Annotated in this window: 27 protein-coding genes; 13 read left to right on the top strand and 14 right to left on the bottom strand. The window is 61.2% G+C overall.

Features of this window, described 5'->3' with window-relative positions:
* Positions 1-53: 53 nt before the first annotated feature.
* Genes paoC through paoA form a run of 3 tightly spaced genes read right to left on the bottom strand, consistent with a single transcriptional unit; the run spans position 54 to position 3,843 of the window.
* On the bottom strand, positions 54-2,252 hold the full coding sequence (gene paoC, locus N8H71_RS12865; protein WP_262194272.1) for an aldehyde oxidoreductase molybdenum-binding subunit PaoC: 2,199 nt from the start codon (positions 2,250-2,252) through the stop codon (positions 54-56).
* On the bottom strand, positions 2,249-3,205 hold the full coding sequence (locus N8H71_RS12860) for an FAD binding domain-containing protein (RefSeq protein WP_262194271.1): 957 nt from the start codon (positions 3,203-3,205) through the stop codon (positions 2,249-2,251). The genes paoC and N8H71_RS12860 overlap by 4 nt, the downstream gene beginning before the upstream one ends.
* On the bottom strand, positions 3,202-3,843 hold the full coding sequence (paoA, locus tag N8H71_RS12855) for an aldehyde dehydrogenase iron-sulfur subunit PaoA (protein ID WP_262194270.1): 642 nt from the start codon (positions 3,841-3,843) through the stop codon (positions 3,202-3,204). The genes N8H71_RS12860 and paoA overlap by 4 nt, the downstream gene beginning before the upstream one ends.
* Before the next feature lie 265 nt (positions 3,844-4,108).
* Between paoA and N8H71_RS12850 the strand changes: the two genes are divergently transcribed.
* Entirely contained in the window at positions 4,109-4,306 is a 198-nt protein-coding gene (locus tag N8H71_RS12850; RefSeq protein ID WP_262194268.1) for a hypothetical protein, read from the top strand.
* Between the two features lie 43 nt (positions 4,307-4,349).
* On the opposite strand, the gene N8H71_RS12845 is transcribed toward N8H71_RS12850, so the two are convergent.
* Positions 4,350-4,622: a hypothetical protein gene (locus N8H71_RS12845; protein WP_262194267.1), complete on the bottom strand. Its 273-nt coding sequence runs from the start codon at positions 4,620-4,622 to the stop codon at positions 4,350-4,352.
* 195 nt (positions 4,623-4,817) lie between these two features.
* Between N8H71_RS12845 and N8H71_RS12840 the strand changes: the two genes are divergently transcribed.
* Both N8H71_RS12840 and N8H71_RS12835 read left to right on the top strand, forming a co-directional pair.
* Positions 4,818-5,882, top strand: a complete 1,065-nt coding sequence (locus N8H71_RS12840; RefSeq protein ID WP_262194266.1) for a hypothetical protein — start codon at positions 4,818-4,820, stop codon at positions 5,880-5,882.
* Between the two features lie 18 nt (positions 5,883-5,900).
* Positions 5,901-6,254 carry a DUF1428 domain-containing protein gene (locus tag N8H71_RS12835; RefSeq protein WP_262194265.1) on the top strand — a complete coding sequence of 118 codons (354 nt, stop codon included), beginning with the start codon at positions 5,901-5,903 and terminating at the stop codon, positions 6,252-6,254.
* 117 nt (positions 6,255-6,371) lie between these two features.
* On the opposite strand, the gene N8H71_RS12830 is transcribed toward N8H71_RS12835, so the two are convergent.
* Positions 6,372-6,566, bottom strand: coding sequence for a hypothetical protein (locus N8H71_RS12830; protein WP_007957125.1), 195 nt, complete (start codon positions 6,564-6,566; stop codon positions 6,372-6,374).
* A 107-nt stretch (positions 6,567-6,673) separates the two neighbouring features.
* Between N8H71_RS12830 and thpR the strand changes: the two genes are divergently transcribed.
* Positions 6,674-7,213 carry an RNA 2',3'-cyclic phosphodiesterase gene (gene thpR, locus N8H71_RS12825; protein WP_262194264.1) on the top strand — a complete coding sequence of 180 codons (540 nt, stop codon included), beginning with the start codon at positions 6,674-6,676 and terminating at the stop codon, positions 7,211-7,213.
* 240 nt (positions 7,214-7,453) lie between these two features.
* Here thpR and N8H71_RS12820 read toward each other — a convergent pair whose 3' ends face one another.
* The 5 genes from N8H71_RS12820 to N8H71_RS12800 all read right to left on the bottom strand — a co-directional run bounded on the left by N8H71_RS12820 (position 7,454) and on the right by N8H71_RS12800 (position 12,536).
* Positions 7,454-8,551, bottom strand: coding sequence for a polyamine ABC transporter substrate-binding protein (locus N8H71_RS12820; RefSeq protein WP_039770922.1), 1,098 nt, complete (start codon positions 8,549-8,551; stop codon positions 7,454-7,456).
* Positions 8,552-8,620: 69 nt separating this feature from the next.
* Positions 8,621-9,505 (bottom strand): ABC transporter permease subunit, encoded by an 885-nt coding sequence (locus N8H71_RS12815; RefSeq protein WP_262194263.1) that lies wholly within the window; start codon positions 9,503-9,505, stop codon positions 8,621-8,623.
* Positions 9,502-10,416, bottom strand: a complete 915-nt coding sequence (locus N8H71_RS12810; protein WP_230737168.1) for an ABC transporter permease subunit — start codon at positions 10,414-10,416, stop codon at positions 9,502-9,504. Before N8H71_RS12810 ends, N8H71_RS12815 begins: the two co-directional genes overlap by 4 nt.
* Complete coding sequence (gene potA, locus N8H71_RS12805) at positions 10,413-11,555, bottom strand: polyamine ABC transporter ATP-binding protein (protein ID WP_007957110.1); 1,143 nt, start codon at positions 11,553-11,555, stop codon at positions 10,413-10,415. The genes N8H71_RS12810 and potA overlap by 4 nt, the downstream gene beginning before the upstream one ends.
* Before the next feature lie 219 nt (positions 11,556-11,774).
* Positions 11,775-12,536, bottom strand: a complete 762-nt coding sequence (locus tag N8H71_RS12800; RefSeq protein WP_102687367.1) for a gamma-glutamyl-gamma-aminobutyrate hydrolase family protein — start codon at positions 12,534-12,536, stop codon at positions 11,775-11,777.
* A 282-nt stretch (positions 12,537-12,818) separates the two neighbouring features.
* Between N8H71_RS12800 and N8H71_RS12795 the strand changes: the two genes are divergently transcribed.
* The 4 genes from N8H71_RS12795 (at position 12,819) to N8H71_RS12780 (ending at position 18,092) form a co-directional block, all read left to right on the top strand.
* Positions 12,819-14,195 (top strand): glutamine synthetase family protein, encoded by a 1,377-nt coding sequence (locus tag N8H71_RS12795; protein WP_262194262.1) that lies wholly within the window; start codon positions 12,819-12,821, stop codon positions 14,193-14,195.
* 163 nt (positions 14,196-14,358) lie between these two features.
* On the top strand, positions 14,359-15,849 hold the full coding sequence (locus N8H71_RS12790) for an aldehyde dehydrogenase (RefSeq protein WP_179695547.1): 1,491 nt from the start codon (positions 14,359-14,361) through the stop codon (positions 15,847-15,849).
* A 52-nt stretch (positions 15,850-15,901) separates the two neighbouring features.
* Positions 15,902-17,185: an NAD(P)/FAD-dependent oxidoreductase gene (locus N8H71_RS12785; protein WP_262194261.1), complete on the top strand. Its 1,284-nt coding sequence runs from the start codon at positions 15,902-15,904 to the stop codon at positions 17,183-17,185.
* Positions 17,186-17,543: 358 nt separating this feature from the next.
* A complete protein-coding gene (locus N8H71_RS12780; protein ID WP_011333561.1) occupies positions 17,544-18,092 on the top strand; it encodes a cupin domain-containing protein in 549 nt (182 codons plus the stop codon).
* A gap of 124 nt (positions 18,093-18,216) precedes the next feature.
* Here N8H71_RS12780 and N8H71_RS12775 read toward each other — a convergent pair whose 3' ends face one another.
* The gene (locus N8H71_RS12775; RefSeq protein ID WP_262194260.1) at positions 18,217-18,498 is read right to left on the bottom strand and encodes a fructose-bisphosphate aldolase; all 282 of its coding nucleotides are present in this window, start codon (positions 18,496-18,498) and stop codon (positions 18,217-18,219) included.
* Positions 18,499-19,090: 592 nt separating this feature from the next.
* On the opposite strand from N8H71_RS12775, the gene N8H71_RS12770 reads away from it, so the two are divergent.
* The 5 genes from N8H71_RS12770 (at position 19,091) to N8H71_RS12750 (ending at position 22,148) form a co-directional block, all read left to right on the top strand.
* Positions 19,091-19,516, top strand: a complete 426-nt coding sequence (locus tag N8H71_RS12770) for a hypothetical protein (RefSeq protein ID WP_262194258.1) — start codon at positions 19,091-19,093, stop codon at positions 19,514-19,516.
* Between the two features lie 200 nt (positions 19,517-19,716).
* Positions 19,717-20,106: a hypothetical protein gene (locus N8H71_RS12765; protein ID WP_262194257.1), complete on the top strand. Its 390-nt coding sequence runs from the start codon at positions 19,717-19,719 to the stop codon at positions 20,104-20,106.
* Positions 20,107-20,121: 15 nt separating this feature from the next.
* Positions 20,122-20,544 (top strand): HD domain-containing protein, encoded by a 423-nt coding sequence (locus N8H71_RS12760; RefSeq protein WP_262194256.1) that lies wholly within the window; start codon positions 20,122-20,124, stop codon positions 20,542-20,544.
* Between the two features lie 28 nt (positions 20,545-20,572).
* Positions 20,573-21,592, top strand: a complete 1,020-nt coding sequence (locus tag N8H71_RS12755; protein ID WP_262194255.1) for an AbrB family transcriptional regulator — start codon at positions 20,573-20,575, stop codon at positions 21,590-21,592.
* Between the two features lie 106 nt (positions 21,593-21,698).
* Positions 21,699-22,148, top strand: a complete 450-nt coding sequence (locus N8H71_RS12750) for a YMGG-like glycine zipper-containing protein (protein ID WP_262194253.1) — start codon at positions 21,699-21,701, stop codon at positions 22,146-22,148.
* On the opposite strand, the gene N8H71_RS12745 is transcribed toward N8H71_RS12750, so the two are convergent.
* The 3 genes from N8H71_RS12745 to N8H71_RS12735 are packed head-to-tail and all read right to left on the bottom strand — an operon-like array spanning position 22,133 to position 25,806.
* Positions 22,133-23,158, bottom strand: a complete 1,026-nt coding sequence (locus tag N8H71_RS12745; protein ID WP_262194252.1) for a DUF2955 domain-containing protein — start codon at positions 23,156-23,158, stop codon at positions 22,133-22,135. The genes N8H71_RS12750 and N8H71_RS12745 overlap by 16 nt on opposite strands.
* On the bottom strand, positions 23,148-24,260 hold the full coding sequence (locus N8H71_RS12740; RefSeq protein WP_262194251.1) for an HlyD family secretion protein: 1,113 nt from the start codon (positions 24,258-24,260) through the stop codon (positions 23,148-23,150). Before N8H71_RS12740 ends, N8H71_RS12745 begins: the two co-directional genes overlap by 11 nt.
* Complete coding sequence (locus N8H71_RS12735; protein WP_262194250.1) at positions 24,253-25,806, bottom strand: efflux transporter outer membrane subunit; 1,554 nt, start codon at positions 25,804-25,806, stop codon at positions 24,253-24,255. Before N8H71_RS12735 ends, N8H71_RS12740 begins: the two co-directional genes overlap by 8 nt.
* Between the last annotated feature and the right edge of the window lie 9 nt (positions 25,807-25,815).

Genomic DNA, 25,815 nt, shown 5'->3' with positions numbered 1-25,815 from the left:
CATGTTCCCGTGTGAGTCGCGCACCAGCACCCCATGCTAGTGCGCTACCGATTTCAGATCATCTCAGGCAACGCATCCAGAATCTTGTCCAGGGTAATCGGATACTCCCGCACCCTGGCCCCGGTGGCGTTGTAGATTGCATTGGCCACCGCTGCACTCACGCCGCAGATGCCCAGTTCGCCCACGCCCTTGGCTTTCATCGGCGATGAAACCGGGTCGGTCTCATCAAGGAAAATCACCTCTTGATGGGGGATGTCGGCATGCACCGGCACCTCGTAACCGGCCAGATCGTGATTGACGAAGAAGCCCAGTCGTTTGTCCACCGACAACTCTTCCATCAGCGCCGCGCCGACGCCCATGGTCATCGCCCCGATCACCTGGCTGCGCGCGGACTTCGGATTGAGAATGCGCCCGGCGGCGCACACCGCGAGCATCCGCCGCACGCGGACTTCGCCGGTGGCAGCGTCCACCGCGACTTCGACGAAATGCGCGCCAAACGTCGATTGCTGGTATTGCTTGGCGAGATCGGCGAATTCGATGCTGTCCTCGGCAGTCAGGGCGCCGTCCCGCGTAGCGTTGCGCAGCGGCAGGGTTTTTCCGGCGGCCGTGACCTGTCCATCGGCGAAACTCACGTCACCTGCGGTCATGCCGAGTTTCGCTGCAACGCTTTCGCGCAGTTTCATGCAGGCGGCGTAGACCCCGGCTGTCGAACAGTTGGCACCGAACTGGCCGCCGGAGCCGGATGACACCGGGAAATTCGAATCGCCCAGATGAACCGTCACATGGTCGAGGTTCACGCCCATCATTTCTGCAGCAGTCTGGGCGATGATGGTGTAGCTGCCGGTGCCGATGTCGGTCATGTCGGTTTCAACGGTGATCTTGCCGTCGCGCTCCAGTCGCACCCGTGCGCCGGATTTCACCAGCAGGTTATTGCGAATGGCTGCCGCAACGCCCATACCGATCAGCCAGCGACCTTCTCGCCGCGTGCCGGGCTGCACAGCGCGCTTGTCCCAGCCAAAGCGTTCGGCGCCGGTTTGCAGGCATTCGATCAGCCGTCGTTGCGAGAACGGTCGCTCGGTTTTCACCGGATCGACCTGGGTGTCGTTGAGGATGCGGAACTGGATCGGATCGAGTTTTAGCTTTTCGGCCATTTCGTCCATGGCGATTTCAAGCACCATCAGCCCCGGGGTTTCACCGGGTGCGCGCATCGCGTTGCCTTCCGGCAGGTCCAGCGGCGCGAGGCGCATGCTCACCAGGCGATTTTCCGCGGCGTACAACAACTGGCTCGGTTGCGCCGCGACCTCGACCTTGCCTTCGGCCAGATTGCCCGACCAGCCTTCGTGGGCGATGGCGGTGAGTTTGCCGTCGGCCGTGGCACCCATGCGAATCCGTTGAAGGGTGGCGGGGCGGTGGGTGGTGTTGTTGGCGACCTGCGGACGGGCCAGCGCGACTTTCACGGGCCGCCCGGCCAGGCGCGAACCGAGCGCCGCGAGAATCGCATCGGCGCGGATGAACAGCTTGCCGCCAAATCCGCCGCCGATGTAAGGCGAGATCAACCGGACCTTTTCCTTGGGTAAACCGAGGGTCTCTGCGATGTCACCGACGCTCCAGGCGATCATCTGGTTCGAAGTCCACAACGTCACCTGATCGCCATTCCAAGTAGCCAGCGTTGCGTGCGGTTCCATCATGGCGTGGGACTGATCCGGCGTGGAGTAGGTCTGGTCGAACTGCACCGGGGCTGCCGCAAAGGCGGCGGCAAAGTCACCGTGAGTGACGTCCGGCAATTCGTCCTTGGGCTCGACCCCTTGATCGCGCACGCGGGCCAGATCGAACTGGCCTTCGGCAGTCTGGTAATTGACCTTGACCAGCTGCGCGGCGGCGCGGGCCTGCTCAAAAGTTTCGGCCACCACCAGCGCCACGGCCTGGTGATAATGCTGCACTTCGGGGCCGGCCAGCAGGTGGGCAGCGTTGTATTTGCCCTTGCCGAGCTTGCCGGCGTTGGTCGCCGTGACGATAGACAGCACGCCCGGCGCGGCTTTGGCTGCGTCGAGATCAATGCCAGTGATACGACCCTTGGCGATGGCCGATCCGACCATGACGCCATAAGCCTGGTTGGCCACCGCTTCATGCTGTTCGTAGGCGTAGGGTGCCTGACCGCTGGTTTTCAGTGGGCCTTCGATGCGGTCAGTGGCTTTGCCGATCACCTTCAACTGGTCGATCGGATTGGTGGTGGCGGGCGTGTCGAATTTCATGCTTCGTCCCTCGCTTGCGCCAGCACAGAGGCGAGCGTGCGCTCGACCAGCGTCATTTTGAACCGGTTGTCATCGGTGGGCGTCGCACCTTCCAGCAGTTTCGCGCTGACGGCTTTGGCGCCTTGCGCCAGCAACGCTTCCGCCGCTTCGACCCTCCACGGCTTCGGGGCGATGCCACCTACGGCGATCCGGCCGCTACCGTCCTTTTGCAGAATCAGGCCGACCGACACCAGCGCAAAAGCGTAGGACGAACGATCGCGTACCTTGTGATAAACGTGGGTGCCGCCGAGGGGAGCCGGCAATGTCACCGCCGTGATCATCTCGCCGGACGTCAGGCTGGTTTCGATGTTCGGGGTGGTGCCGGGTAGCTGATGGAAATCGGCAATATCGAGGGTGCGGTTGCTGCCATCGGGTCTGACCGTTTCGATCTGCGCGTCCAGCGCCCGCATGGCAGTCGCCATGTCGCTTGGATGTGTGGCAATGCAGGCTTCGCTGACGCCGATGATGCCCAGTTGCCGTGTAACCCCGCCGATCGCTGCGCAACCGCTGCCGGGGTTGCGTTTGTTGCAGGCTTGGGCGGTGTCGTAGAAATACGGGCAGCGGGTCCGTTGCAGCAAATTGCCGGCGGTCGTGGCCATGTTGCGCAACTGGCCGGAAGCCCCGGCCAGCAGGGCGCGGGCAAGCAGTGCGTAGTCCTTGCGCACTCGGGCATCGGCCGCCAGGTCGGTATTGCGCACCAGCGCGCCGATGCGCAAGCCACCCTCAGGGGTGGCTTCGATCTGATCGAGACCCAGGTGATTGACATCGATCAGGTGCAACGGTGTTTCAATGTCGAGCTTCATCAGGTCGAGCAAGTTGGTGCCGCCGGCAATGAACTTCGCACCTTCAATTTGTGCGGCCTGTGTGGCGGCAGCAGCGGGGGAGTCGGCACGGCTGTAGTTGAACGGTCTCATGCCGGCACCTCCGCAACTTCGCTGATCGCTTCGATGATGTTCGAGTAGGCCCCGCAGCGACAGATATTGCCGCTCATGCGTTCCTGGATTTCCCGCGCGATCAATTGAGGATGATCGGTCAGAACGGGGCTGACGTGGCTGGGAATGCCGGCGCGGATTTCTTCCAGCACGGCCACCGCCGAGCAGATTTGCCCCGGCGTGCAATAGCCGCACTGGTAACCGTCATGCTTGATGAACGCTGCCTGCATCGGATGCAGATTGTCCGGCATGCCAAGGCCTTCAATGGTGGTGACCTCGGCACCTTCATGCATCACCGCGAGGGTCAGGCAGGCGTTGATTCGCCGACCGTCGACGATCACTGTGCAGGCGCCGCACTGGCCGTGGTCGCAGCCTTTTTTGCTGCCGGTCAGATGCAGATGTTCGCGCAGGGCATCGAGCAAAGTGGTGCGGGTGTCGATCTGCAAGGCTTGCGGCCTGCCATTGATGCGAATCGATACGTTGGCCTTGGGTGGTTGCTCAAGATTGGCGGCATAGGCGCGCAGGTCGATGAACGGCGGCAAGGCGAACGCGGTGGCGGTTACCGCGCCGAGGATCAGGAAGGTACGTCGGGAAATCGGTTTCGGCTCACGGGGATCCATTGCGGCGACTCCTCTCATTCAGGGCGGTTGCCGACATGTTTGCCGGTCTGGTCCTAGGAGTGACTGCCGGGAAGCGGAAAAGGTTTTAACGGATTTTCGGCAAGGGCTCATGCACGCGGCTCATGAGTCAGGACGAACGGCTGCCCACGCAATGAATCATCGTCTGTTTCCCCGGTCGTATCTGCGGCTGCGCGACCTGCGCCTGTGTGGTGCGGGCCTGCTGACCGTTTCCGTAGTCAAAACCTTGGTTTTAGGGAAATTCTGAATGATGCGTGCAACAACCTTGCTGCTGACTGTTTCCGCCGCCGTGTTGCTGGGTGGCTGTGTGGCGGACTTCGACGATGACCATCGCCATGGCCGGCATTACGACCGCGATCATGGCCGTTACTACGATCATGACCGACGCTGGGACGACCGCGATTACGACCGTCGTCGTTATCACCGCGACCGGGATGATGACTGACTGAAACGAAGAGGGCGTTCCCCGACGGGAACGCCCTCGGGCATTAAAAATGAGCGCTCGCCCGGACGCTGGATCGCGCAGGCACGGAGGCCTCGATGTCCAGCAAATGGGTGGCGAGAATGTCGCTCAGAAAACGGAACTGATCGTTGAGGCCGACCACTTCATTGCTGAAATGATTGCTGGCGGCAGGCATCAGCAGATCTTCGAATTCGTGGTTGAACACCAGCGCTTGCGTCTTGCGCGACACGGCGTGCTGGTCGTAGTAGTTGTTGCCGAACACCGGGAAACTCACGGCGAGGGTGACGGTACTGATCATGATGTGAACTCCTCGTGGTGTTTGTTTCGGATGGGTTAATCGTGCCTTTGCGGGGCGGCATGCGGAAGGCAATCGTCGCAATGGTGAATATCGACGGCGTTGATGGGCGCGGATACAACCGGACAAACGGCTCGCTGGCGGCACCTATACTCAAGTCATCACCCGCACATCTGGTCATTCAAGGACACCGTCACCGTGAACCTGCGTGCGCTGCTCGTCGCCGCACTGGTGTTGCTGGCCGGCTGCGCCACCACGGCGCGGGCCCCGGTGAGCGCGCCGACGGTGGTGGTTTCGCCGGCCACCTGGCAGCAGATCGACCGGGAAATCGTCAGCGCCTCGAAGCAGGCCACCGAGCAGGTCAAGCTGTTCGCCCGTGGCTCGATGGAACATTGGCGCATTCGGGTCTATGAGCAAACTGAAGAAAATTTCATCCCGTGGTTCAGCAGTTACTGGACCCAGGAATGGCTGTCGATGAAGGTCAGCTGGTACACGATCAGTGCCAGCGGCGAACAGGACGCCTCGGCCAAACGCCTGGCGGACTATCTGCTGGAGCAATATCAGGAGCGGGTGCTGGCGCCGGTAGCGGTGGAGATCGACCCGGACGCGATCCTTGGTCAGTCCACCGCGTTCTACGCGCAACTGATGGCGCAACAGATGCCAGTCATCGCTCAGCGCCACGGCGTGCCCATCGCCCAGCTCAACGGGCGGTTGCAGAAAATCCCCGCTATCGCCCTTGGCCCGCCGCCGGCCCGGGACGCTTCGCTGTACCAGATCGTCAGCACTGAACCGTTGAACACGCTGCCGGCCTACGCGGCGCTGATCGAGAAGATTCATGCCGATGGCGGCTCGAAAGGCGTGGCTTCGACTGAGTCGGCAATGGCCCCGGTGGCCAAGCGCGCCAGCCAGCGCATGGAGGCTGAAATGGCCCCGCGCGGCGCCGCCAGCGCAGTGGCGGCTGCGGCAGGCAAACTGGCCGGGGCGTTGATTTCAGTCGGTGTGGCGGGAATCCGCGCAATCATCCAGGCCAATGACCGTCCTGACAGCGAAGCCTTGATTCGCAGCAGCCTGGGCAACACCTTTGATAAGGCCTGGCTGAAGCTGGTGCAAAACCCGACGACCGGTGTGATGGCAGGCACGCTGCATATTGCGGGACAAGTCGAGGGCAATCTCGGTGGGGGTGACGAACCGTCGGTCGGTCTGGGCGTCAACCGTGTCGAATGGCAGCCGCCCGAATCGACTACTCAACAGATCGACCCCTAAACCCGCAGGAGAACAACCATGGCTTACATCGATGTTTTCGTGGCGCCCGTGCCGAATGCCAACCGCGAACAGTACAAGAAACACTGTGAAATCGCTGCGAAGCTGTTCAAGGAGTACGGCGCTCTGGAGGTGATTCAGGGCTGGGGCGATGACGTGCCGGACGGCAAGGTCACCTCTTTCCCGATGGCGGTGAAGCTCAAGGAAGGCGAAACCGTATCGGCGGGCTGGCTGGTCTGGCCGGACAAGGCCACCCGTGACGCCGGTATGGGGAAAATGATGGAAGACCCGCGCATGCAGCCGGACGTCAATCCGATGCCGTTCGATGGGATGCGGATGATTTACGGTGGCTTCAAGGACATTCTCGAGTCATGAATTCAACGCAAATCCCATGTGGGAGCCAGCCTGCTGGCGATGACGGCTGTAGCGGAAAAGTCTGTAAGGACTGATTTACCGCTATCGCCAGCAGGCTGGCTCCCACAGGTTTTGTGTTTACTCCGCCGACGGGGTGATCCGGCAGCCTTTGCGGTTGCGGATCTGCTCGTCCGTCGGCCGCTCGCGGACGAATTCGAAACGCGGCTCACCTTCGCTGTAATGCACCAGCCAGCCCCACTCAAGTTCGCTCTCATCCTGTCCGGGATTCGGCGGTCGGGCCCACCAGGGTTCTTTGCTGAGGATCTCGCGCATGACGTCCTCCGGTTGATGGCAATCGTTGAACTATAAACCCCATGCCGAGAGTCGCCAGAAACGGGCGTGTAGAATCCAGGGATCTCGACGAACGAAGGAGCGTGGCCATGACGGACGAAACGCGCGGGGATCAACCGTTCAAGCGGCTGTTCTTCGCCCTGGACTGCCCGCCGGCGCAGCGCAAGGCGATTGCCCAGTGGCGCAGCGAGCTGGGTTTGCGTACCGGTAAACCGGTGCCGGCGGACAACTTTCATCTGACGTTGCTGTTTCTCGGTGCGGTGCCGTTGGCGCAAATCGGCGAAGTCTGCGAGGCGGCGGCAAAAGTGCGCACACCGGGTGAGGCGCTGAGGATTTCACTGGATCGCTTGCAGGTCTGGCGGCGTGCCGGGGTGTTGTCGCTGGCGCCGGAGCAGGCGCCGCAAGGATTGCTGCGGCTGGTGTATGCGCTGGAGCAGGCGATGTTGCCGTTCGGGTTTGAAGAGGCGACGCGCGAGTACCGTCCGCACCTGACACTGGCCCGGGACTATCGCGCGCCGGAACCGGAATCTGCCACGCCGCCGGAGTTCTTTCTGCGTGCCGAGCGCTTTGCGCTGTTCGAGTCCCACAAGGGCCGTTACCGCTCGCTGGCCGAATGGCCTCTGATCTGAACCCACAAAAAAAGGCGCCCGAGGGCGCCTGAATTCACCTGAACCGAGGAAAGCCAGGTGAGGCCGTTCAGAGCAGGGGGCAGCGGTGGTAAGGCGCTGCATGAACGGAAAACATGAATTTCGGTGGGGCATGCTGACCTTGTGGGAGCGAGCTTGCTCGCGAAATCGGTCTTTCAGTAAAGGATATGTTCACTGATATACCCCCTTCGCGAGCAAGCTCGCTCCCACAGGTTTATCCAGTTATTTGCCGAGTTTCACGCGGGTCCAGCCCCGGGTCATTATCCGCTGGGTAGCAATCGGTTGATCCGGCACTGCATACAGCGTCGCCATCACCGCTTGCGGCGGGTACGAGCCCGGGTCGTTGCGGATCGCTTCGTCCACCAGCGGCGTCGCGGCTTCGTTGGCGTTGCTGTAGCCGATGCTGTTGGTGACTTCGGCGATGATGTCCGGGCGCATCAGGAAGTTCATGAACAGGTAGGCGTTCTCGACGTTGGCGGCATCGCGCGGGATCGCGACCATGTCATAGAAACTGCCGGCGCCTTCCTTGGGAATGCTGTAGTCGATCTCGACCTTGTTGCCCGATTCGACAGCGCGAGCCTTGGCCTGCAACACGTCACCCGAGTAGCCGACCGCTACGCAGATGTTGCCGTTGGCCAGATCGGAGATGTACTTGGACGAATGGAAATACGCCACCGATGGCCGGATCTTCATGAACAGCGCTTCGGCTTCGGCGATGTGCTTCACGTCCTTGTCGTTCACCGGGTAGCCCAGGTAGTGCAGGGCGGCCGGGAGCATTTCGGTCGGCGAGTCGAGGAAGCTGATGCCGCAGGCCTTCAGCTTCTCGGCGTTCTCCGGTTTGAACAGCAGGTCCCAGGAATTGGTCGGCGCATTCTTGCCGAGCACTTCCTTGACCTTGTCCGGGTTGAAGCCGATGCCGATCGAGCCCCACATGTACGGGAACGCGTGCGCGTTGTCCGGATCACTGGCGGAGGCGTTTTTCAGCAGCACCGGGTTGAGGTTTTTCCAGTTTGGCAGCTTCGATTTGTCCAGGGTCTGGTAAACCCCGGCCTTGATCTGCTTGGCCAGGAAACTGTTGGACGGCACCACGATGTCGTAGCCGGATTTACCCGCGAGCAGACGTGCCTCGAGGGTTTCATTGCTGTCGAACACGTCGTAGGTCACGCGGATGCCGGTCTCGTCCTCGAACTTCTTGACGGTGTCCGGGGCGATGTAATCCGACCAGTTGTAAACGCGCAGCACCTTGTCGTTGGCCTGGGCGCCCGTGGCGATTGCGCCCAATAAGGACAGTGTCAGCAGAGTCCTGCCAAACATTTTCATCGGTGAAACTCCATTCTTTTTATTCAAAAGCTTTTAAGCAAAAGCGCAAAGCCGTAAAACGCGACGGCCCTAGGCCGTCGCTGCCACTCGTTGAGGTTGCGGTTGCTGCCACGATTCGTTGGCGGTCTGATCCATCGCTTCCTGAATCGCACGCTTGCGGTTGGCTTCTGCCTTGCGGCCGAAGTACCAGACCAGGAAGGTCACCAGCGACACCGCCAGCAGAATCAGGCTGGCCACGGCGTTGATCTCGGGCTTCACACCCAGACGCACGGCCGAGAACACTTCCATCGGCAGGGTCGTCGAACCCGGGCCCGACACGAAGCTCGCCAGCACCAGGTCGTCCAGCGACAGGGCGAACGACATCATGCCGCCCGCCGCCAGCGACGGCGCGATCATCGGGATGGTGATCAGAAAAAACACCTTGAACGGTTTAGCGCCCAGATCCATCGCCGCTTCTTCGATCGACAGGTCCAGCTCACGCAGGCGGGCGGAGACTACCACCGCCACATAAGCGGCACAAAACGTGGTGTGGGCGATCCAGATCGTGACGATGCCACGCTCTTGCGGCCAACCGATCAGTTGCGCCATGGCCACGAACAGCAGCAACAGCGACAGACCGGTAATCACCTCAGGCATCACCAGCGGCGCGGTCACCAGGCCACCGAACAGCGTGCGACCCTTGAAGCGTGTCACGCGGGTCAGCACGAACGCGGCGAGGGTGCCCAACGCGACTGCAGCAATCGCGGTGTAGCAGGCGATTTCCAGCGAGCGCACCACCGAGCCCATCAGTTGGGTGTTGTCGAGTAAACCGGCGTACCACTTCACCGACCAGCCGCCCCAAACCGTCACCAGTTTGGAGGCGTTGAACGAGTAGATCACCAGAATCAGCATCGGCAGATAAATGAACGTCAGGCCGAAGATCAACATGAACTTTGCAAAACCGAAGCGTTTCATCCCCGTGCCTCCATCTCTTTGGCCTGGCTGCGGTTGAACAGCAGAATCGGCACAATCAGGATCAACAGCATCACCACCGCCAGCGCGGACGCCACCGGCCAGTCGCGGTTATTGAAGAACTCTTGCCACAGCACGCGACCGATCATCAGGGTCTCCGGGCCGCCCAGCAGTTCCGGAATCACGAACTCGCCCACCACCGGAATGAAAACCAGCATGCAGCCGGCGATGATGCCGTTCTTGGCCAGCGGCACGGTGATTTTCCAGAAGTTGTTGAAGTTGCTCGACCCCAGATCCTGCGCGGCTTCCAGCAGGCTGCCGTCGTGCTTCACCAGGTTGGCGTAGAGCGGCAGCACCATGAAGGGCAGATACGCATAGACCACGCCGATATACACCGCCGTGTTGGTGTTGAGGATCTCGATCGGGTGATCGGTGAGCCCGGTCCACATCAAAAATGCGTTGAGCAGACCGTTGTTGCTGAGGATACCCATCCACGCGTAAACGCGGATCAGGATCGCGGTCCAGGTCGGCATCATGATCAACAGCAGCAGGACGTTTTGCGCTTCCTTGCTGGCCTTAGTGATCGCGTAGGCCATCGGGAAACCGATCACCAGGCACATCATTGTGCTCAGCGCCGCGACCTTCAGCGAACCGAGGTAGGCCGACAGGTACAGCTCGTCTTCGCCGAGCATGGTGTAGTTGCCGATGTTCAGGAATAGCTGGAATTTCTGTTCGGCGTAGGTGTAGATCTCCGAGTACGGCGGGATCGACAGCGCGGCTTCCGAGAAGCTGATCTTCATCACCAAAAAGAACGGCAGCATGAAGAACAGGAACAGCCAGATGAACGGGATGCCGATGACGAACTTTCGCCCGCTGGGCACCAGGCGCAGGAATTGCTGATTGAAGGTTCTCATGAGCGCAGTACCACGCCGCTGTCGTCTTCCCACCAGACGTAGACCTTGTCGTCCCAGGTCGGCCGCGCGCCACGGCGTTCGGCGTTGGCCATGAACGACTGGACGATCTTGCCGCTCGGCAATTCGACGTAGAACACCGAGTGGCCGCCGAGGTAGGCGATGTCATGCACCTTGCCTTCGGACCAGTTGTAGCGGGTCTCCGGCTTGATCGTGCTGACGAGCATTTTTTCCGGGCGGATCGCGTAGGTGATCGACTTGTCCTGCACCGAAGTGCTGACGCCATGGCCGACGTAGATCTTTTGCTGCAAGTCCGGGCTGTGAATGATCGCGTGACCTTCAAGGTCCTCGACCACGGTGCCGTCGAAGGCGTTCACGTTGCCGATGAATTCGCAGACCATGCGACTGACCGGCGCTTCATAGATATCGACCGGGCTGCCGATCTGGGCGATCCAGCCCAGGTGCATGATCGCGATGCGCTCGGCCATGGTCATGGCCTCTTCCTGGTCGTGGGTCACCATCACGCAGGTCACGCCGACACGTTCGATGATCTCAACCAGTTCCAGCTGCATCTGCGAACGCAGCTTTTTATCCAGCGCGCCCATCGGTTCGTCGAGCAGCAACAGCTTCGGACGCTTGGCCAGGGAGCGGGCGAGGGCCACGCGCTGACGCTGACCTCCGGACAGTTGATGCGGGCGGCGCTTGGCGTATTGGGTCATGTGGACGAGGCGCAGCATCTCTTCGACGCGGGCGTCGATTTCACTGGCCGGCAAACGGTCCTGCTTGAGGCCGAAGGCGATGTTCTGCGCAACTGTCATGTGCGGGAACAGGGCGTAGGACTGGAACATCATGTTGATCGGCCGCTCGTATGGCGGCATGTCGGTGATGTCGACACCGTCGAGCAGAATGCGTCCTTCAGTCGGCCGTTCGAAACCGGCGAGCATGCGCAGCAGGGTCGATTTGCCCGAGCCGGAGCCGCCGAGCAGGGCGAAGATTTCGCCCTGATGGATCTCCAGGGACACATCGTCCACCGCAGTGGTTTCGTCGAACTTCTTGGTGACTCGATCGACCTTCACCAGAACCTTTTTCGGTTGCTGATGACCTTCAAGAGCCTTCCTGTAAGTGCTGGAGGCGTTTGCCATGTGAAACTCCCAACAGGTTTCAGTCGCCGGGCCAACGCGGCCTGGCTTAAGAGTGGATTGCAGACCCGCACCGTGCGGGTTGTTCGGCGCCGCCGTCCTGGCTGCCGGGTGGTGCTTTTTGTTTTCGCGGTGTGTTGCTGATCGCGGATGACGGATGCGCAAACGCGCAGCCGCCGACCCCGCGGGGGCAGTAAATGGTTTTGCAATCGTTGGGTGGCGTCAGCGCTGGTTGCGTCGCGCCGCACGCTGGCGGCAAGCCTCGCCGAACGCCTGGAAAATCCGCAGGTAGTTCGGGTTGTCCAGCACTTGCCATTCCGGGTGCCATTGCACGCCGAGGGCGAAGGTCGGGCTGTGCTCCACCGAGACCGCCTCGATCAGGCCGTCCGGCGCCACGGCTTCGGCGCGCAGGCCGGGAGCGAGGCGGTCGATGCCTTGACTGTGAATCGAGTTGACCTGGAATTCACCCGGCAGCTCCAGCGCTTCGAACACACCACCAGGCAGCACCGTCACGGCATGGGCCGGGGCGTACTGCACGGCGACATCCGGGCTGTCGGCTTCGCGGTGATCGAGCATGCCCGGCAGCTCATGCACCTTCTGGTGCAGGCTGCCGCCGAACGCGACGTTCATTTCCTGGAAGCCCCGGCAGATGCCGAGTACCGGAACGCCCGCCGCGATGGCTGCACGCAATAGAGGAAGGGTAGTGGCATCCCGCGCCGGATCGTGATCCGTGCCGGGAGCGCTGTCCGGGCCCTGATAGTGGAAGGGCTCCACGTTGGACGGCGAGCCGGTCAGCAACAGACCGTCGAGCTGACCCAGCAGGTCTTCGATTTCAGTCAGTTTGCCAAGGGAAGGAATGACGACGGGCAACCCCAGCGCCGCAACGCTGACAGCGCGAACGTACTTGTCGCCGCTGATGTGATAGGGGTGCAGGCCAATCTGTTTGACGCACGCAGTAACGCCGATCAATGGCTTGAATGCCATTTTTATTCACCTCGAAGTTTGACACTTGAACGAGCTTTTCCGGAGCTTAGCCTCGTTGATTTTAATTAACAACTCCCATGTAAAAAATTCTAAACGCCGTTCATCAAATCTTCATGAATACCGGGCCTCTGGCGTCTGCGTTGGCACGTGAGTGTTAAAAAAAGCCCGAAAAATAAACGCTGAACGGCCATGTGTTCGCTATTGACTTCACTTTGCCGTTCGGGTTGACTGGCTCCGCGAAACAGCAGTGAACATAATAATTAACAGCTAAATAGGTGCATCATGTCGGTCCCTCTGCGTGCCGTTCAACTCAACGAAGCAAACGCATTCCTTAAGAAACATCCTGAGGTTTTGTACGTCGACCTTCTGATTGCAGACATGAACGGTGTGGTGCGCGGCAAGCGCATCGAGCGCACCAGTCTTCATAAGGTTTACGAGAAAGGCATCAACCTGCCGGCCTCGCTCTTTGCCCTCGACATCAATGGCTCCACGGTGGAAAGCACCGGCCTGGGCCTGGACATCGGCGACGCCGACCGTATCTGCTACCCGATCCCTGGCACCCTGAGCATCGAGCCCTGGCAGAAGCGCCCGACCGCACAACTGCTGATGACCATGCACGAACTGGAAGGCGAGCCGTTCTTCGCCGACCCGCGTGAAGTGTTGGCCAACGTGGTGCGCAAATTCGACGAACTGGGCCTGACCATCTGCGCCGCGTTCGAACTCGAGTTCTACCTGATCGACCAGGACAACGTGAACGGTCGTCCGCAATCGCCGCGTTCGCCGGTTTCGGGCAAGCGTCCGGTGTCGACCCAGGTTTACCTGATCGACGACCTCGACGAGTACGTCGACTGCCTGCAAGACATCCTCGAAGGCGCGAAAGAGCAGGGCATTCCGGCCGACGCCATCGTCAAGGAAAGCGCCCCGGCGCAGTTCGAAGTCAACCTGCACCATGTTTCCGATCCTGTTAAGGCGTGCGACTACGCCGTCCTGCTCAAGCGTCTGGTGAAGAACATCGCCTACGACCACGAGATGGACACCACCTTCATGGCCAAGCCGTATCCGGGCCAGGCGGGCAACGGTCTGCACGTGCACATTTCGATCCTGGATAAAGAAGGCAACAACATCTTCGCCAGCGAGGATCCCGAGCAGAACGCCGCGCTACGCCACGCGATCGGCGGTGTGCTGGAGACCCTGCCTGCGCAAATGGCTTTCCTGTGCCCGAACGTCAACTCGTACCGCCGCTTCGGTGCACAGTTCTACGTGCCGAATTCGCCGAGCTGGGGCATTGACAACCGCACCGTGGCCGTTCGTGTACCGACCGGTTCGCCGGATGCCGTGCGCATCGAGCACCGTGTCGCTGGTGCCGACGCCAACCCGTACCTGCTGATGGCTTCCGTGCTGGCCGGTATCCACCACGGCCTGACCAACGAAATCGAGCCGGGCGCCCCGGTCGAAGGCAACAGCTACGAGCAGAACGAACAGAGCCTGCCGAACAACCTGCGCGACGCCCTGCGTGAGCTGGACGACAGCGAAGTCATGGCCCGCTACATCGACCCGATGTACATCGACGTGTTCGTCGCGTGCAAGGAAAGCGAGCTGGCCGAGTTCGAGAACTCGATCTCTGACCTTGAGTACAACTGGTATCTGCATACCGTCTGACGCTCAAGCGCGATCTCGCTAACACCGCAAAACCCTGTGGGAGCGGGCTTGCCCGCGAAGAGGCCATCACCTTCAACATTGAAGGTGACTGACCCACCGTATTCGCGAGCAAGCTCGCTCCCACAGGGATATCGGTCACTAATTTTCCTGTGTGAGTCACCCCATGACCATGACCCGCAACGACTGGGAACAACGCTTCCAGTCCCTGACCCTCGAATCCCGCGCCTTCATCAACGGCGAATACCGCCCGGCCATCAGCGGCGACACCTTCGAATGCCTGAGCCCCGTCGACGGCCGTTTCCTGGCCTCCGTCGCCAGCACCGATGAAGCCGACGCCAATCTTGCCGTCGAAGCCGCGCGCCAATCCTTCAATTCCGGCGTGTGGGCCAACAAGGCCCCGGCCGAGCGCAAGCGCATCCTGATTCGCTTCGCCGACCTGATCCTGCAACACCAGGAAGAACTGGCGCTGCTCGAAACCCTCGACATGGGCAAACCGATCAGCGACTCGATGAGCATCGACATCCCGGCGACCGCCAACGCGATCCGCTGGAGTGCCGAGGCCATCGACAAAATCTACGACGAAGTCGCCGCCACCCCGCACGATCAACTCGGTCTGGTCACTCGCGAGCCATCCGGCGTGGTTGCGGCCATCGTCCCGTGGAACTTCCCGCTGATCATGGCCAGCTGGAAATTCGCCCCGGCATTGGCGGCAGGTAACTCGTTCATCCTCAAGCCTTCGGAAAAATCTCCGCTGACCGCGATCCGCATTGCGCAGCTCGCACTGGATGCCGGTATTCCGAAAGGCGTGTTCAACGTCCTTCCAGGCTTCGGCCACACCGTCGGCAAGGCGCTGGCGCTGCACATGGACGTCGACGTGCTGGCCTTCACCGGCTCCACGGCGATTGCCAAGCAACTGATGATTTATGCCGGCCAAAGCAACATGAAACGCGTCTGGCTCGAAGCAGGGGGCAAGAGCCCGAACGTGGTGTTTGCCGACGCACCGGACTTGCGCGCGGCAGCACAAGCAGCGGCCGGCGCCATTGCGTTCAACCAGGGCGAAGTCTGCACCGCCGGCTCGCGCCTGCTGGTGGAGCGTTCGATCCGCGAGCAATTCATCCCGCTGCTGGTGGAAGCGCTGCAAGCGTGGAAACCGGGGCACGCCCTGGATCCGGCCACCACCGTCGGCGCCGTGGTCGATCAGCGTCAACTGGACAACGTGCTGCGCTACATCAGCATCGGCCGGGAGCAGGGCGCCGAGCTGATCGCTGGCGGTCAGCGCACCCTCGAAGAAACCGGCGGCACCTACATCGAGCCGACGATTTTCGACGGCGTGACCAACGCGATGACCATCGCCAAGGAAGAAATCTTCGGCCCGGTGCTGTCGCTGATCACCTTCGACACCGTTGAAGAAGCACTGCACATCGCCAACGACAGCATCTTCGGCCTCGCAGCCGGGGTCTGGACCAGCAACCTGAGCAAGGCCCACACCTTCGCCCGTGGCCTGCGCGCCGGCAGCGTGTGGGTCAACCAGTACGACGGCGGCGACATGACCGCGCCGTTCGGTGGCTTCAAACAGTCGGGCAACGGTCGCGACAAATCGCTGCACGCGTTCGACAAGTACACCGAGCTGAAAGCGACCTGGATCAAGCTCTGACTCTTTTACAGCGGTGGTCGCCTGCAACCGGCGACCCTCGGAGAATAAAAAAATGAAACAACAACACGTGAACAGCTACTACGCGGCCACCCGCAACGAAGTGATCGATTTCCCGATCCTCGAAGAATCGGTGGAGTGCGATGTCTGCATCATCGGCGCCGGCTACACCGGCCTGTCCTCGGCGCTGTTCCTGACAGAAGCCGGCTACAAGGTGACGGTGCTGGAAGCGGCGAAAGTCGGCTACGGCGCCAGCGGTCGCAACGGCGGTCAACTGGTCAACTCCTACAGCCGCGACGTCGACGTGATCGAAGAACGCTACGGCGACAAGACGGCCGAAATTCTCGGCAGCATGATTTTCGAAGGCGCCGACATCATCCGTTCGCGCATCAAGGAATACGACATCAAATGCGACTACCGCCCGGGCGGTATTTTCGCAGCGATGAACAACAAACAGCTCAAGGGACTCGCCGAACAAAAACGTAGCTGGGAACGTTACGGCAATAAAAACCTGAAGATGCTCGACGCTGCGGACATCCGCCGCGAAGTCGGCTCCGACGCCTACGTCGGCGGTCTGCTGGACATGCAGGGCGGCCACATTCACCCGCTGAACCTGGCCCTCGGTGAAGCTGCGGCTATCGTGCGTCTGGGCGGCAAGATCTACGAGCAATCCGCTGCGGTGGAAATCAAATACGGCGAGCCCAACGTCGTGCGCACCGCCAAAGGCCAGGTCCGCGCCAAGTACCTGCTGATCGCCGGCAACGCCTATCTGCCGCAAGGCCTCGACAACCGCGTCACAGCCAAGAGCATGCCGTGCGGTTCGCAGATCTGCGTCACCGAACCGTTGACCGAGAAACAGGCCCGCAGCCTGATCACCAACAACTACTGCGTCGAAGACTGCAACTACCTGCTCGACTACTACCGCCTCACCGCCGACAACCGTCTGCTCTACGGCGGTGGCGTGGTCTATGGCGCCCGCGAACCGGATGACATCGAAACCCTGATCCGCCCGAAGATCCTCAAGACCTTCCCGCAGCTCAAGGACGTGAAAATCGACTACCGCTGGACCGGCAACTTCCTGCTGACCATGTCACGCATGCCGCAATTCGGCCGCATCGAGAAAAACGCCTACTACATGCAGGGCTACAGCGGCCACGGCGTCACCTGCTCGCACCTGGCCGGCAAACTGATCTCGGAAATGATCCGCGGCGACGCCGAACGCTTCGATGCTTTCGCTTCGCTGCCGCACATGCCGATGCTCGGCGGCCGCACCTTCTCCGCCCCGCTGACCGCCCTCGGCGCCGTGTACTACTCGCTGCGCGACCGTTTCGGCATCTGATTAACCCCCCGGCGGTGGCCCCGCACAGGCGCCGCCGGTTTTTTCACATGACCAGCAACACCACAAACCCTGTGGGAGCGAGCTTGCTCGCGAAAGCGGCCTATCAGCAAAAGGGATGTTGAATGTGCCGCCCAATCGCGAGCAAGCTCGCTCCCACAGGTCTTGTGCCTGACCCGCAATTATCAGCAGCAGGCTCTTTTTACCCACCGTCCATCGAACCTGCTGAGCAACACCGACAAACGTGATTTAATAGCCGCCTTTCACGGTTCCGGGACACGGGAGCAACGTGATCCGCGCGACCTGCGCGGCACCCGCCACCCACCCCCATTGCCCTTAAGTACCTCAACATAAGGCTGTCATGGATACGGGTTCTCGACTCAAACTAGTACGCGAAAGCTACAAACTCTCCCAGCGCGAGCTGGCCCGGCGTAGCGGCGTGACCAATGCCACCATCTCCCTGATCGAACAGAATCGTGTCAGTCCTTCTGTCAGCTCACTGAAAAAGCTGCTCGAAGGCATCCCGATGTCCCTGGCCGACTTCTTCACCTTCGACCAGCCCCCCCGCGAACACCAATACGTCTTCCGCGCCAACGAACAACCCGACCTCGGCCGCCACGGCCTGCGCCTGCTCTTGATCGGCGCCTCGGTCCCCAGCCGCCAGATGCGCTTGCTGCGCGAGCAATACGCGCCGGGCGCGAGTTCCGGGGAAGAGCCGATTGTTCACGCGGAAGGCGAGGAGTGCGGGTTGGTGACGCGCGGCACGGTCGAGTTGACGGTGGACGGGCAGGTGAGCGTGTTGAGTGCGGGGGATGGGTATTACTTCCCGACGACGCTGCCGCACAAGTTCCGGAATATCGGAGCGGATGAGGCGGAGATTATTAGTGCGAATACGCCGGCGAATTTTTGATTCGGATACTGAGTCGATCCGATATTCGTGTTTGATATACAAGAGAAGCCGCAGAAATGCGGTTTCTCTTTTTTATAGGGACTAGTTTTGACAGTAACTCCAAGGAGCGTTTTCCATCCGTGTATTAACGATCAAATCCCCGTTGCTCAATCACCCGAAAAACATCCCTGACATCCTGCACCATGATTCTGGCGATGTTGGTGACAGTGTTGATGTCGTGCTCTGGGTAGTCGGGGAGGCTGGTACAGGCCATGAGATCGAGGTATTTGAGGACGGCGTTGAGGCGTTCGGCTACGCAGGCATGGAGGTCGCGTATTGGGGAGTCGGCGTCGATCAGCATGACGGGGTGGTCAGTGGCAGGATGGGACATGTGGATATAGTGGTAGAGCGGCTTTTTGTTTGTCATTGAAAAGGTCTCTCAATAAAAAAGAGCCACCGATTCTGCTGCGAAACAAATTGGGTGGCGGTTATGAGCGGGTTCGCAGACCGAGGAAAGAGACCAAACCCGGCAGACCCGAGAGTCTCCCGCACACAACCGCCATAAAACGTAATGCCGGCGAATTTTGCCAGAATTGCTGTTTGACGGTGTTAATCAATTTCCCTTTGGGCTGCGAAACCCATCGCTGACTGCGGCCAGCGACAGACCCACTCTAGGCACCGATCCCTACTGCCGCAATCTGACTGTAGGACGCAAATTTATCTCCTTTGGCGAGGGAGCTTGTTCCCGTTCGGCTGCGTAGCTGGCGTAAATCAAGGGCTGCGGTGTGTCAGAGGAAAAGGTTTCGGCAGGTTTAGGCCTGCTTCGCAGTCCAGCGGGAGCAAGCTCCCTCGCCACGGGTGGTGATTTCCTACGAGGTTTTCAGATTTCGATTTTCAAGCGCACTTTCTCGTCCCGGAACTTTCCTAAAAACCGATGTCAATTTGATGGCGTGTCGCGACGCTCATTCATCGGCTCAAGCAGTGCCAGGCTGGTTCCTGGTCAACCATGGAAGTGTGTGATGAGACTATTACTCGCAATGTTGTTGATGTTCAGCAGCTACACCTTTGCCAGTTGCGGCAACATTGATGACCACGATCAGCGCGCCTATTGCAATGCAAGGGAGAGCGGTAGCAGTTGCGGCAATATCGATAATCACGATTTGCGGGCGGCGTGTAACGCGGAGATGGGCGGCAGTTCCTGCGGCAATATTGACGACCATGACCAGCGCGCCTACTGCAACGCCAAACAGAGCGGCAGCAGTTGCGGCAACATCGATGATCATGACCTGCGTGCCCGGTGTAACGCGGAGCAGGGTGGCAGTTCCTGCGGCAATATTGATGACCACGACCAGCGTGCCTACTGCAATGCCACCACGAGCGGCAGCAGTTGCGGGAATATCGACAATCATGATTTGCGTACGCGGTGTGAGGCCATGAAGCGCTGATCGATCGGCCTGACTCCATACGCAAAAGGGACACCCAACGGTGTCCCTTTTTTGTGGGTGACTGAAACGACATCCCCGGACTACCCAGTCAAACCTTTCACTTGCCACGCCCCGGCTCATCACCAAAGGTTCCCCCCACCAGCACCACGTCGTAGACTGCGAAACAAGTTGTAACGCCTCTCCCACGGACGGAACCGCGCATGATTCAGATCGGCAGCCGCAACAACGCCCCCACGCCGCAGCACAAAACCCAGGACATTTACCTCTTCAGCATCGACCTGTCCCGCCCGGCGACGCCGTTCTGCCTTGAGCAATCGATTGGCGGCGGGCATGTCGAGCAGGGTGGTGCGCGGTGGTTGGCGCTGGATGAGCTGGATGGCTGGCCCGGCGAGTGGCGTGAGCATTTGAACAAGGCTGGATGCGCCTGGGTGGTCGAGTTGCTGGATGCTCATCCGAAGGCGAGTCAGGCTGATCTGGTTTCGCTGATCCTGCAGCGATACGCCGAGCCGGCGCAGCCAACCGGGCGTTTGCAGGCGATTGGGCGCTGGTTCAAGCGCTATTTCTATATCAGTGGCCGGTACGGCGCCTAATCCGAGGAAACGCAAATGACCCAGACTCTCGAACGCGCCATCGCGATTGCCGCCACCGCCCACGCGGGGCAGGTGGACAAGGGCGGTGCGCCGTACATATTGCATCCGCTGAAAGTGATGTTGCGCATGAGCAGCCTGGAAGAGCGCATCGTCGCGGTGCTGCACGATGTGGTCGAAGACTGCGGCATCAGCCTGGAGGAATTGCGCAAGGAAGGCTTCAGCGAAGAAGTGTTGTCCGCCATCGAATCGGTGACCAAAGTGCCCGGCGAATCCTACGAGGACTTTGTCGAGCGCGCGGCGCAGAACCCGATCGGGCGGGTGGTGAAACTGGCGGACCTGGAAGAAAACAGCGACCTGTCGCGGATTGCCTCACCCAGTTGGGAGGATCTGGAGCGGATCGAAAAATACCGGCGGGCGATTGGACGGTTGCGCGCTTAACGTCATTTGAATAGCCAGGAAGGCGACCATGAAATCCATTCTGTGTTTGTTGATTGCTGCCGGATTCGGCGCGCTGTTGCAGTTCGAAGGCGTGCCACACGGTTTGCTGTTGGGTTCGATCCTTGTCACCGCACTTGTCGTCACCAAATTCGGCTTCGTACCGGCGACGCCTTATGGGCTGGGTTACATCCAGGTCACGCTGGGTATCGCCACCGGGCTGATGTTCGAAGCGTGGGACAGTGCGACCGTCTCAACGATGTTGCCGAGCCTCGGCGTGTTGCTGTTGTGCCTGGCAGTGCAAGTGGCGCTGGCCGGGTGGTGGCTGTCGCGCGGGGCAGGGTGGAATCGCACGGATGCCTTGCTGGCGGTGTATCCGGGGGCGCTGGCGGCGGTGTTCGATTTGTTGGAATCGCATCAGGCGTCGAGCAAGGTGATCATCGTGCACTTGATGCGGCTGCTGCTGATCACGGTGCTGGTGAGTTTGCTGATTCCCGGAACGGCGCCGGTTGACATTACCGAAGGTGATCCGCTGTCGACGGGCATGGCGCTGACCGTACTCGCGGTCATCGTTTCGAGCATCGTGCTCGGGCGGTTACTGCTCGCAGCAGGCGTGCCGGCGCCGTTCATGTTGACGGCAATCATCATCACCGCGGTGTTCGTGAAATCAGGCTGGCTGCACGGCTTTCACATGCCGGACTGGAGCCTGAACCTGGCGGCGCTGATTCTCGGCGTGCGGATCGGTTCACGATTCAAGGGATTGGGCCTCAAGGAACTGGCCCGTCATGGCCGCACGGCGTTGGTGTCGGTGGGTTTGATGATTCTGGTCGCAGCAGTTTTTGCCTTGGCGGCCGCGCGATTGCTGGGCAGCGATGCGTTGTCGCTGTGGCTCGCGTACATGCCGGGTGCGATTGAAACCATCGCCATTGTGGCGTTCGCTGGCGGCCTGAATGTGGTATTTATCCTCACTCACCACCTGGCGCGGATGGTGGTGCTGCACTTCGCGCCGGCGTTACTGGTGCAGGTGCGACGCCGGCAAGAAGAAACCTGACCGAGCAAACTCCCCGTGGCGAGAGAGTCAGTGCGCTCGCCACGTGAACTACACTTTCAGATTACCCCGCCATCAAAGGCCATCCCATGCCGCGCCGGAGGTAATCATGAACCGCATTCCGTCTCTCTCGTTTTTCATCGCAGCCACCCTCTGTGTCACCCAGGCTCACGCCGAATCCGTGGTCCCGCTCAAGGGCCAGACTTCGCAACAAATGCAGATCGATATCAACGACTGTCACGCGGTCGCGTCCAGTTCCACCCCCTCATCGCCGCAAGTCGGTGGGCGAGTGAAAGGGGCGGCGACCGGGGCGGTTGCCGGGGCTGCCGCCGCGCAAGTGCGCGGCAATCAGCGCGACGAGATTTACGACCGCGTCGACGATGACGTGAAACAGGATTACCGCCAGAACCGCGCCAAACAGACTGCCGCCGCGGGTGCGGTGGTCGGTGGCTCCCGGCAGCGTCAGGACCGGCGCGAGCAGCGCCGAACCGATGCGTCGACCAGTTCGAGTGCCTACACCGGTTGCCTGCAAGGCCGGGGTTATCAGGTCACGCCTTGAGTGGCCGGGCGATGTGCTTCCAGCAAATGCATCATCAGGCCGCTGTAGAGTGTCACCAGAATGAACAGGCCCATGCGCACGGCGAAGGCGGTGTACACGTCTTTGCCGGCGGCGCTGTCCTCGACCGATTGGCCGAGCAGGATGATCATCGTTATCAGGGTATTGAGCCAGAATCCCGGCGTGAGCCCAGTGGTGTGCAGCCGATAGAGTTTGCGTGCCAGAACGAGGCTGAACAGCAGCATCCACAGCGCGAACATCCACAGGTGCACGAACAGGCTCAGCGCACACCAGAACGCCACCGCCAGCAACCCGCCCAGCAGGGTTGAGCCGAGCAATTCGCGCCCGGCGTGATACGTGCGGGTGGTGGTGCTCTGCTGGCCGAGGCTGACAGCCTTGAGAATGATCGGCAGATAGCTGGCCGGGTCGATCAGCACCAGCACGAACGTCGGCATCACGATCAGCGTGGCGCGAAGTGCGATGCGCGGCACGTCTTCGGCGGGCAGGGCGGGCGCCGCCGGTGGCGTGGGGCTGTTGGCGGGTTCCGGGAAAAACACATGACTGACGCCAACCACCACGACCGCCAGCGACAGGCCTTTGATCAGCGCGCCGATGACCGCCATCGCCAGTTCGAACGAGGCGAAGCCAGCGGCGGAGATCAGGGTCATGCCGATCACCATGAAGGTCATGATCAGCACGTTTCCACCGCGTAAGCCGTACCTGAACGCGGCGAACAAACCCAGGCTGATCAGCAGCACACCGCAGACCGGGTAGTAACGCAGCAACGGCACCAGCAGCAGGCCGAAACCGGTAGTGAACGCCGCGGCCAGCGTCAGCGCCAAGGCGGCTTTGAACGGCAGCGGCCGAGGCACGCTCGCTAACAGCAACACCGCCAGCACCGGTGACAGGAATGACAGCGGTAAAGCGAGCGCATAGCTCACAGCGGTACACAACGCGGTGCCGAAGGCCAGGCGCAAGGCCCGTTGCACCGGGACGCTGCGCTCAGTAGGCATACGACAGCCAGCTCATCAGCCAGACAAATACCCGGCCCAGCGGGTTGAGCAGATTGCCCTCGGTCGGGAACGCCATGACCTCGGCCTGACCGCCAGCGCGTATCGCACGGCTGTCGAACAGGCGCTTTTTCGCTTCATCGCTGAACTCGATGATCACCGGAAAGCGTTGCGCCGGACGCAGCCAGTCGCGGCTGTTCTGAATGGTCGGCAGGGTGCCGGGAGGAGGCGCCGAACCGACACTGACGCCGTAACCGATGCTGCGCACCCGACCCTCGAGCACTTCACCGGGCAGCGCGTCGAGGATGATCGACACCGGTGTGCCGACGCTGATCCGGCCAAGGTTGTTTTCGGTGAGGTCAGCGCTGATCCAAACATCGTGGATTGCAATCAGGGTCATGACCGGACTGCCGACGGCGGCGAACTGGCCGACGTCGGTGCGCAGGTCGGTGATCAATCCTGCCGAGCGTGCGCCGATGCGGGTGTTGGCCAGATCCAGTTCGGCCTTGGCCAGCGTGGCGGCGGCGCCGCGCAGTTTGGCGTTGGTTTCGGCATCGCTGCCGCCTTCGGTTTCACGAGCGCGCACGACTTCGGCGCGTGCGGCTGCGACCTGACTGACCGCGGCTTCGCGATTGGCCCGCGACACCTCCAGCAAGCGCACCGAGACCGTTCCCGGATCCTGCTTGTACAAGCCTTCGAGCCGTTGGTTATCTTGTCGCGCCTTGAGTTCGTTGGCCTGCGCAGCCCGCAACGAAGCCTCGGCGGAGGCGATGCCGGCGGTGCTGGCACCGACCGAACGGCGGGTGTTTTCCAGATCCGCCCGGGCGCGTTCTACGGCGATTTGCAGCGGCTGCGGGTCGAGTTCGAAGAGGACGTCGCCGGCCTTCACATCCTGGTTGTTGCGAACATTGACCTTGATTACCCGCCCCGCGACTTCAGAGGCCACCGGGATCACGAACGCTCCGACTCGCGCTTGCTGCGTATAAGGCGTGAAGCGGTCGGCCAGCAGATACCAGGCCAGGCTCAATACAATCACCAGCAACACCAGACGGATGCCCTTTTTCGCCGGATCCGGGGCGGGGGCGGGAGGCGCGGCGTCAGTCATGGTGGCTTACCTGCGATGGGATGGGATACGTCGGTTGTGGCGGCGGGGCAGTCAGCAAATTTCCCCAGTCAGTGCGTTGTTGCATCTGTTGCAGGGTCGGCTCGTCAATTGGTGGCGCGCTGTTCTGCCAGCCGCCGCCGAGGGCTTTGTACAAGGCGATCAGATTGCTCACGGCGTTGGCGCGGGTGACCAGATAGCTGTCCTGGAGTTGCAGCAGTGCCCGTTGTGCGTCGAGCACACGCTGAAAGTCCGAATAGCCTTCGCGATATTGAGTGTTGGCCAGCGCCAACGAGCGCCGCGCCGCTGCTTCGGCCTCACCCAGAATGCGTTCCCGCTCAAGGCCCTTGCTCAAGCCGCTGGCGGCGTCATCGGCTTCGCGTGCGGCCTGGCGAACCTTGTCGCGATAGACCTCGATCAATTGCTGCAACCGCGCGTCCTGGACCCGCACATTGTTGCGGATACGTCCGTAGTCGAAGATGTTCCAGCGCAGGCTCGGGCCGCCGATCAGGTCGAGACTGCGTGGCGTGGCACCGAGCGAGTCGCTCGACCAGACGATGCTGCCGAGCAAGGTCAGCGACGGGTACAGATCGGTTTCCGCCACGCCGACCAGCGCCGATTGCGCGGCGACATTCAGTTCTGCCGCGCGCACGTCGGGGCGGCGCAACAGCAGGTTGGCCGGCACGTCTTGCAATACAGCACGGTCAACGAGCGGGATCAGCCCCTGTTGCTCGGCCAGCAACATCGAGCCACCGGGCGGCTGGCCCACCAGCACGGCCAGTGCGTTGCGAGTGCGCAGCAACTGGTCTTCGAACGCCGGAATACTGGCCAGGGTGGTCAGGTATTGGGTTTTCGCCTGTTGCAGGTCGAGTTCGGCGGTCTGGCCGCTGGTGAACAGTTGCTCGGTGATTTCGAAATTGCGTTTCTGCTGATCGGCGTTTTCCCGCGCAACCCGCAGCCGCGCTTCAGTGGTGCGCAGCAGGAAATAGGTATCGGCTACCTGCGCGCGCAGAAGGACCAGGGCGTCTTCGTAGTTGGCCTGGGCGGCGAAATAGCTGGCGTCGGAAGACTCGATGGCACGGCTGAAGCGGCCCCAGAAATCCAGTTCCCAGCCGATATCGAACGCCGCGCTGTGCTGCCAGAAGTGCGTGTCCTGCGGGTTGTTGCCGCCCGACTGATGACGATCGATATACAGGCTGTCGACGCCAACCTGTTGCAGTTGCGGGAAGCGTCCGCTCTCGGCGATGCCCAATTGTGCGCGGGCTTCCAGGACCCGCAGGGCAGCCACTTTGAGACTGGCGTTATGGGCGTCGGCCTCGCTGATCAGGCGATCCAGCACCGGATCGGAAAACACTTGCCACCACTGGCGCAGATCCGGATAGGTGCCGCGTTCGCTGGCCTGTTCCAGCGCCGGGCTTTGCCATTGCCGGCTCCAGGGTTCGCCGGGCGGCTGGAAGTCCGGTCCCAGACGGATACAACCGCCAAGGCTCAGAGCTCCGAGCAGCAGCAGATGACCGGGTCGTCGCAGCAGGGCCGTCGTTGCAGGCATTCTGTCTGT

Origin of the sequence: Pseudomonas koreensis, assembly GCF_025447595.1 — a bacterium.
GTDB classification, from domain to species: domain Bacteria; phylum Pseudomonadota; class Gammaproteobacteria; order Pseudomonadales; family Pseudomonadaceae; genus Aquipseudomonas; species Aquipseudomonas koreensis_H.
The sequence above is the reverse complement of the archived record's forward strand: the minus strand, read 5'-3'. Positions and strand labels throughout refer to the sequence as shown.

What these genes read in the sequence shown, in the direction of transcription:
- paoC (WP_262194272.1), bottom strand. Translation starts at nt 2,252, where the DNA reads ATGAAATTCGACACGCCCGCCACCACCAATCCGATCGACCAGTTGAAG.
- N8H71_RS12860 (WP_262194271.1), bottom strand. Translation starts at nt 3,205, where the DNA reads ATGAGACCGTTCAACTACAGCCGTGCCGACTCCCCCGCTGCTGCCGCC.
- paoA (WP_262194270.1), bottom strand. Translation starts at nt 3,843, where the DNA reads ATGGATCCCCGTGAGCCGAAACCGATTTCCCGACGTACCTTCCTGATC.
- N8H71_RS12850 (WP_262194268.1), top strand. Translation starts at nt 4,109, where the DNA reads ATGATGCGTGCAACAACCTTGCTGCTGACTGTTTCCGCCGCCGTGTTG.
- N8H71_RS12845 (WP_262194267.1), bottom strand. Translation starts at nt 4,622, where the DNA reads ATGATCAGTACCGTCACCCTCGCCGTGAGTTTCCCGGTGTTCGGCAAC.
- N8H71_RS12835 (WP_262194265.1), top strand. Translation starts at nt 5,901, where the DNA reads ATGGCTTACATCGATGTTTTCGTGGCGCCCGTGCCGAATGCCAACCGC.
- N8H71_RS12830 (WP_007957125.1), bottom strand. Translation starts at nt 6,566, where the DNA reads ATGCGCGAGATCCTCAGCAAAGAACCCTGGTGGGCCCGACCGCCGAAT.
- thpR (WP_262194264.1), top strand. Translation starts at nt 6,674, where the DNA reads ATGACGGACGAAACGCGCGGGGATCAACCGTTCAAGCGGCTGTTCTTC.
- N8H71_RS12820 (WP_039770922.1), bottom strand. Translation starts at nt 8,551, where the DNA reads ATGAAAATGTTTGGCAGGACTCTGCTGACACTGTCCTTATTGGGCGCA.
- N8H71_RS12815 (WP_262194263.1), bottom strand. Translation starts at nt 9,505, where the DNA reads ATGAAACGCTTCGGTTTTGCAAAGTTCATGTTGATCTTCGGCCTGACG.
- N8H71_RS12810 (WP_230737168.1), bottom strand. Translation starts at nt 10,416, where the DNA reads ATGAGAACCTTCAATCAGCAATTCCTGCGCCTGGTGCCCAGCGGGCGA.
- potA (WP_007957110.1), bottom strand. Translation starts at nt 11,555, where the DNA reads ATGGCAAACGCCTCCAGCACTTACAGGAAGGCTCTTGAAGGTCATCAG.
- N8H71_RS12800 (WP_102687367.1), bottom strand. Translation starts at nt 12,536, where the DNA reads ATGGCATTCAAGCCATTGATCGGCGTTACTGCGTGCGTCAAACAGATT.
- N8H71_RS12795 (WP_262194262.1), top strand. Translation starts at nt 12,819, where the DNA reads ATGTCGGTCCCTCTGCGTGCCGTTCAACTCAACGAAGCAAACGCATTC.
- N8H71_RS12790 (WP_179695547.1), top strand. Translation starts at nt 14,359, where the DNA reads ATGACCATGACCCGCAACGACTGGGAACAACGCTTCCAGTCCCTGACC.
- N8H71_RS12785 (WP_262194261.1), top strand. Translation starts at nt 15,902, where the DNA reads ATGAAACAACAACACGTGAACAGCTACTACGCGGCCACCCGCAACGAA.
- N8H71_RS12780 (WP_011333561.1), top strand. Translation starts at nt 17,544, where the DNA reads ATGGATACGGGTTCTCGACTCAAACTAGTACGCGAAAGCTACAAACTC.
- N8H71_RS12775 (WP_262194260.1), bottom strand. Translation starts at nt 18,498, where the DNA reads ATGACAAACAAAAAGCCGCTCTACCACTATATCCACATGTCCCATCCT.
- N8H71_RS12770 (WP_262194258.1), top strand. Translation starts at nt 19,091, where the DNA reads ATGAGACTATTACTCGCAATGTTGTTGATGTTCAGCAGCTACACCTTT.
- N8H71_RS12765 (WP_262194257.1), top strand. Translation starts at nt 19,717, where the DNA reads ATGATTCAGATCGGCAGCCGCAACAACGCCCCCACGCCGCAGCACAAA.
- N8H71_RS12760 (WP_262194256.1), top strand. Translation starts at nt 20,122, where the DNA reads ATGACCCAGACTCTCGAACGCGCCATCGCGATTGCCGCCACCGCCCAC.
- N8H71_RS12755 (WP_262194255.1), top strand. Translation starts at nt 20,573, where the DNA reads ATGAAATCCATTCTGTGTTTGTTGATTGCTGCCGGATTCGGCGCGCTG.
- N8H71_RS12750 (WP_262194253.1), top strand. Translation starts at nt 21,699, where the DNA reads ATGAACCGCATTCCGTCTCTCTCGTTTTTCATCGCAGCCACCCTCTGT.
- N8H71_RS12745 (WP_262194252.1), bottom strand. Translation starts at nt 23,158, where the DNA reads ATGCCTACTGAGCGCAGCGTCCCGGTGCAACGGGCCTTGCGCCTGGCC.
- N8H71_RS12740 (WP_262194251.1), bottom strand. Translation starts at nt 24,260, where the DNA reads ATGACTGACGCCGCGCCTCCCGCCCCCGCCCCGGATCCGGCGAAAAAG.
- N8H71_RS12735 (WP_262194250.1), bottom strand. Translation starts at nt 25,806, where the DNA reads ATGCCTGCAACGACGGCCCTGCTGCGACGACCCGGTCATCTGCTGCTG.